This window comes from Rhizobium sp. MHM7A (assembly GCF_005862215.1).
GTDB lineage: Bacteria > Pseudomonadota > Alphaproteobacteria > Rhizobiales > Rhizobiaceae > Rhizobium > Rhizobium bangladeshense.
In genome coordinates this window covers 1-4,759 of the sequence record NZ_VCHT01000043.1, presented here as the reverse complement: position 1 = coordinate 4,759, position 4,759 = coordinate 1, and the positions used below count along the sequence as shown (strand labels likewise).

General features: G+C 58.9%; 6 protein-coding genes and 1 pseudogene. 6 read left to right on the top strand and 1 reads right to left on the bottom strand.

Annotation, left to right across the window (positions count from 1 at the left end; translation table 11 throughout):
- Positions 1-187: 187 nt before the first annotated feature.
- The 5 genes from traC to FFR93_RS39945 all read left to right on the top strand — a co-directional run bounded on the left by traC (position 188) and on the right by FFR93_RS39945 (position 4,208).
- Entirely contained in the window at positions 188-484 is a 297-nt protein-coding gene (gene traC, locus FFR93_RS39970) for a conjugal transfer protein TraC (RefSeq protein ID WP_138397182.1), read from the top strand.
- A gap of 4 nt (positions 485-488) precedes the next feature.
- A complete protein-coding gene (locus tag FFR93_RS39965) occupies positions 489-704 on the top strand; it encodes a type IV conjugative transfer system coupling protein TraD (RefSeq protein ID WP_138397181.1) in 216 nt (71 codons plus the stop codon).
- Positions 691-2,625 (top strand): Ti-type conjugative transfer system protein TraG, encoded by a 1,935-nt coding sequence (gene traG / locus FFR93_RS39960; RefSeq protein ID WP_138397180.1) that lies wholly within the window; start codon positions 691-693, stop codon positions 2,623-2,625. Before FFR93_RS39965 ends, traG begins: the two co-directional genes overlap by 14 nt.
- 829 nt (positions 2,626-3,454) lie before the next feature.
- The gene (locus FFR93_RS39950) at positions 3,455-3,922 is read left to right on the top strand and encodes a hypothetical protein (protein WP_138397179.1); all 468 of its coding nucleotides are present in this window, start codon (positions 3,455-3,457) and stop codon (positions 3,920-3,922) included.
- 4 nt (positions 3,923-3,926) lie between these two features.
- On the top strand, positions 3,927-4,208 hold the full coding sequence (locus tag FFR93_RS39945; RefSeq protein WP_065284808.1) for a type II toxin-antitoxin system RelE/ParE family toxin: 282 nt from the start codon (positions 3,927-3,929) through the stop codon (positions 4,206-4,208).
- On the opposite strand, the gene FFR93_RS39940 is transcribed toward FFR93_RS39945, so the two are convergent.
- Positions 4,205-4,627, bottom strand: coding sequence for a hypothetical protein (locus tag FFR93_RS39940; protein ID WP_246661429.1), 423 nt, complete (start codon positions 4,625-4,627; stop codon positions 4,205-4,207). The genes FFR93_RS39945 and FFR93_RS39940 overlap by 4 nt on opposite strands.
- Between FFR93_RS39940 and FFR93_RS39935 the strand changes: the two are divergent.
- Positions 4,577-4,681, top strand: a pseudogene (locus FFR93_RS39935) (IS6 family transposase); the annotation flags it as partial. The gene FFR93_RS39940 and the pseudogene FFR93_RS39935 sit on opposite strands and share 51 nt — an antisense overlap.
- Positions 4,682-4,759: the final 78 nt, after the last annotated feature.

Below are 4,759 nucleotides of genomic sequence, written 5' to 3'. Positions count from 1 at the left end.
CTCTCAGCAACACGTCGCGCCAGCGACGTATAATTGCGCCCTTGGAAGCCGCTCCTTCGGAACGGCCGGGATCATTCACCAAAGCATCGCCGCTGGCGATTGTAGGATTCACAGTAGTGCGTTCGCTACTTAAGTTCCGGAAACTGGCTTCGAAAGACAAGCTTTCTCAGCCAGGGAGACAATCGGAATGAAGAAGCCATCCGCGAAAATCCGCGACGAAATCGCCAGGCTGCAGGAACAGCTCAAGATCGCCGAGACCCGGGAAGCGGAACGCATCGGCCGGATCGCGCTCAAGGCGGGCCTTGGCGAGATCGAAATCGATGAGGCGGAGCTTCAGGCAGCGTTTGAGCAACTGACCAAGCGATTTCGCGCAGGGCAGGGCGCTACGACCGGAGGGAAGAAGGGCGCTGGCGACAGCAGCGGACAGGCATCGACCGCGGCGGACGCGTCTGGCGCGGGCGCGGGCAGCGCTGGCGAGGCTTGAGCGCATGGCGAGGACGATGACATCCGACGCCCGCAAGAAGGATACGCGGGAGAAGATCGAGCTCGGCGGCCTGATCGTCAAGGCCGGTCTGCGCTACGAGAAGCGAGCGCTTTTGCTGGGAGCCCTGATCGACGCCGCCCGCCGCATCAAAGGCGACGATGGCGAACGGTCCAGGCTCACCGCAATCGGCGTGGAGGTGTTCGGCAATGACGATGCATAGGATTGCGCTCGTCGTCGCGCCAGCGGCGCTGATGATCCCGGTCGTCATCGGAATGAACGGGGTCGACCAGTGGCTTTCAGTCTTCGGAAAGACCGAGGCCGCACAACTGGCATGGGGGCGGGCGGGCATCGCATTGCCCTATGTGGCCAGCGCGGCGATCGGAGTTCTGTTGCTGTTCGCGAGTGCCGGCTCGATCAATATCAAGCCGGCAGGTTGGGGCGTCGTCGCGGGATCGAGTGGGACAATCCTGGTCGCAGCAGTCCGCGAAACAATGCGCCTTTCCGCTTTCATGAAAACGCTGCCGGCCGACAAGACGGTCTTGGCCTTTCTCGATCCGGCAACGTCGATCGGAGCGAGTGCGGCGCTCTTATGTGCCTGCTTCGCACTCCGCGTCGCGCTCATCGGCAATGCGGCATTCGCAAGGGCCGAGCCGAAACGCATTCAGGGCAAGCGAGCGCTCCATGGCGAAGCGGATTGGATGAAGCTGACGGAGGCGGTAAAGTTGTTTCCCGATGCTGGTGGCATCGTCACCGGTGAGCGCTATCGGGTCGACAAAGACAATGTCGGCGCCCGAGCGTTTCGCGCCGACAGCGCTGAGACCTGGGGCGCCGGTGGCAAGTCGCCGTTGCTATGCTTCGATGGCTCGTTCGGCTCGTCCCACGGAATCGTCTTTGCCGGTTCCGGCGGTTTCAAGACGACGTCAGTGACGATCCCGACGGCACTAAAATGGGGCGGCACGCTGATCGTGCTCGATCCATCGAACGAGGTCGCACCCATGGTCTCCGCGCATCGCGGCGGAGCGGGAAGGGACGTGTTCGTTCTCGATCCGAGGAGGCCGGACATTGGCTTTAACGTCCTGGATTGGGTCGGACGTTTCGGCGGAACCAAGGAAGAGGATATCGCCTCGGTCGCCTCATGGATCATGAGCGACAGCGGCGGCGCGCGCGGTGTCCGTGACGACTTCTTTCGAGCGTCAGCTCTCCAGTTGCTGACGGCGCTGATCGCCGACGTCTGCCTGTCCGGTCACACGGACGAGAAGGAGCAGACGCTTCGGCAGGTGCGCATGAATCTCTCTGAGCCGGAGCCGACATTGCGCAAACGGCTGCAAGACATCTACGACAATTCGGGCTCGGATTTCGTGAAGGAAAACGTCGCTGCCTTCGTCAACATGACGCCCGAAACCTTCTCCGGCGTCTACGCCAACGCGGTCAAGGAAACACACTGGCTTTCCTATCCGAACTACGCAGCACTCGTGTCTGGGAAGAAATTCTCGACCAGCGACATCGCCGCGGGAAAGACCGACGTCTTCATCAACATCGACCTCAAGACGTTGGAGACCCATTCGGGTCTTGCGCGCGTCATCATCGGCTCGTTTCTTAATGCGATTTACAATCGCGACGGACAGATCAAGGGGCGCGCCCTGTTTCTCCTCGATGAGGTCGCGCGCCTCGGCTACATGCGGATCATAGAGACCGCGCGCGAGGCAGGCCGTAAATACGGGATCACGCTGACGATGATCTATCAGTCGATCGGTCAGATGCGTGAGACCTATGGCGGCCGCGACGCGGCGAGCAAGTGGTTCGAGAGTGCCAGCTGGATCTCGTTCGCCGCGATCAACGATCCCGAGACCGCCGACTACATCTCCCGACGCTGCGGCATGACCACGGTCGAGATCGACCAGGTCAGCCGCAGTTCCCAGGCAAAGGGATCATCGCGAACACGCTCGAAGCAGCTCGCTGCCAGACCACTCATCCAGCCCCATGAAGTTCTGCGCATGCGTGCCGACGAACAGATCGTCTTCACCGCAGGAAACGCGCCCCTCCGATGCGGACGAGCCATCTGGTTCCGGCGCGACGACATGAAGGCATGCGTCGGCACGAACAGGTTTCACATGATCGGGGATACGCCAAAGCCTGCATGATCCAAGCCGGCGCGCGGTGCAACCGAGCAAGGCTGATCCAGGAAAAAGAAGAGTATCGGAGAAATCAGCATAGCGACGCCCGACGGGCGAGATTTCGGGAATTCTCGTCGTGCGACGGGTGGGAAACAGGGCAGCCGCAGGAGCCTCAACATAGTGGCCCAAAAGGGGAGGCGGGATCGACTGCCCCCGCCCGTCGCGCACCATTTGCCGGCCACGCCGCATCCCGGAGCCAAGCTCCTCCGTAAATGCAGACGAAACCGAGTCCGACATAGGCTGAGGCGAAACGAGGGAATCTGATAATGGCAAAATCGAATGTAGTTCCGTTCAGAAAGCCGCCGAAAGCCGGCGGCGGCCGCGACCGGCAGCGCGCGGGTGAAGGACTGATGAGATCTGGGCAGAACAGATGGCGTAGAACGCTCGACGGCAGTTCTATGCACCGTGATCATTGCTGTTGGAGGTTGGCTTCCCATGAACGAACTGGCCTTGTTCGAGGTAGGTGACAATCCCTTGGGGCAAGCGCTCGCCCGACTTGGTAGATCAATCAGTTTACGTGAGTCCGCCAGGCAGACTGAATCCCCATCTATTTCTATTAAAGATAGAGAAAGATAGGCGGACGTCGCCGTTCGGGCTGCTCACGCAGCCCTGCGACGGTTCCGGCCAGCGCAAACTGCGGGCCGGTGTGGCGCAAACTTGACAAAAATCGCACCACCTACAATCGCGGATAGCTACCTATGGCTTTCGAAATAAAGAAGATGGCGAAGCCGTTGTCAAAATGGCAAATTCGTGCAATTATCTGATAAACGCGTCGCTTTTATTAGAAGGGATTGCCATGCAGCCGGATACTATCGATGGCAAAGCCGTCAAAAACCTCGCGATCGCTCACGCACTCAACGGCGCCGTTGTTTTTGGGCAGCCGGGCGGGTTTGCCGTTCTCGTGAAATATGGAGCGAACGAGAGAGCTGTGGCCGCTCAACGATCGCGCCGGATGCGAATCTGGCGGAATCTGAACACGGCTGCTGCTTATGTTCGTGACGAGCTTGGACTTGAACGGTTCGAAATCGACATGACCGAACATGACCCGGCTGCCGTGGAACGCAAGCGGCCTGATACGGCGGAACGTCAGCGACAACTCCATACCGCGGGGGAACATGATGCGTGGTTCCGAAGCCAGGTGCAAAAGGCAATGGATGGGATTGAGGATGGCTCGAATCGTGCAATTTCCGAGGACGAATGGGCGGATAAGGCGCAGTTGAAGCGGGCGGACCTACAACGCCGTATTCGCGCGCAAGGTCGCTGAGTACATGCGGATCGTCAGGCGTGATTCTTATGCCATCGATCTCGATAAGATCGTTGACCATATTGCATTGGACAATCCTTTGGCAGCGCTCAATATGTGGGATGAAATTGAGCGACAGGTTGAGCGGTTGCGTGACTTTCCTCGCTCCGGCCGCACAGGCCGAATGCCGGAAACAAGGGAATTGGTTGTGTCCGGGACGCCCTTCATCGTGGTCTATGTAGTATCCGACGATGTGGAGTTAGTTCGTGTCCTGCATGGCGCGCAGCAATGGCCGCCCGAAAATTAGACACCGGCTTTGCGCATTAGCTCGTCCAGAGCCTCTCCATAGGAAAAGCCTGTTTCATTGCAATATTGCTTAAAGCGGTTGATGACGTCGATCGGCGCGCGAACAAATGCTTGATCCAACGGCTCGCTCGCTTTCCGCACGCGCTTTATGCGTTGGACCGGTTCCCGGCTTTGGAATCCGGCCCGGTCAGCTGCACGATCGGCTGCTTCCTGTTCTTCCATTGTATTGGTCTTTTCCTCCTGGCGAGGAGCAAAGCCCGATAAATCTAGCTGGGCCTGTCGCAAATTTTTGCGCTTAACGGTATGTTGACCGTCGGAGGAGAAATTTCGCTCCAAATGTTGTGGAGCGTACGGATGATTCTGAATGCTATTGCCGAAAAGCTGAAGCGGCAGTCGAAGGATGATTTCAAAGGCAGGCATTTCGAGGCATGGCTGATCGTACAGGCGGTCACCTGGTATTTGAGATATCCCCTGAGGGCGATGTCACGTTGTTTCATGGACGCCTGAACAAGGCGCTTGTTTGTGACGTCAGGCAGTTGCGCCGGTCACGGC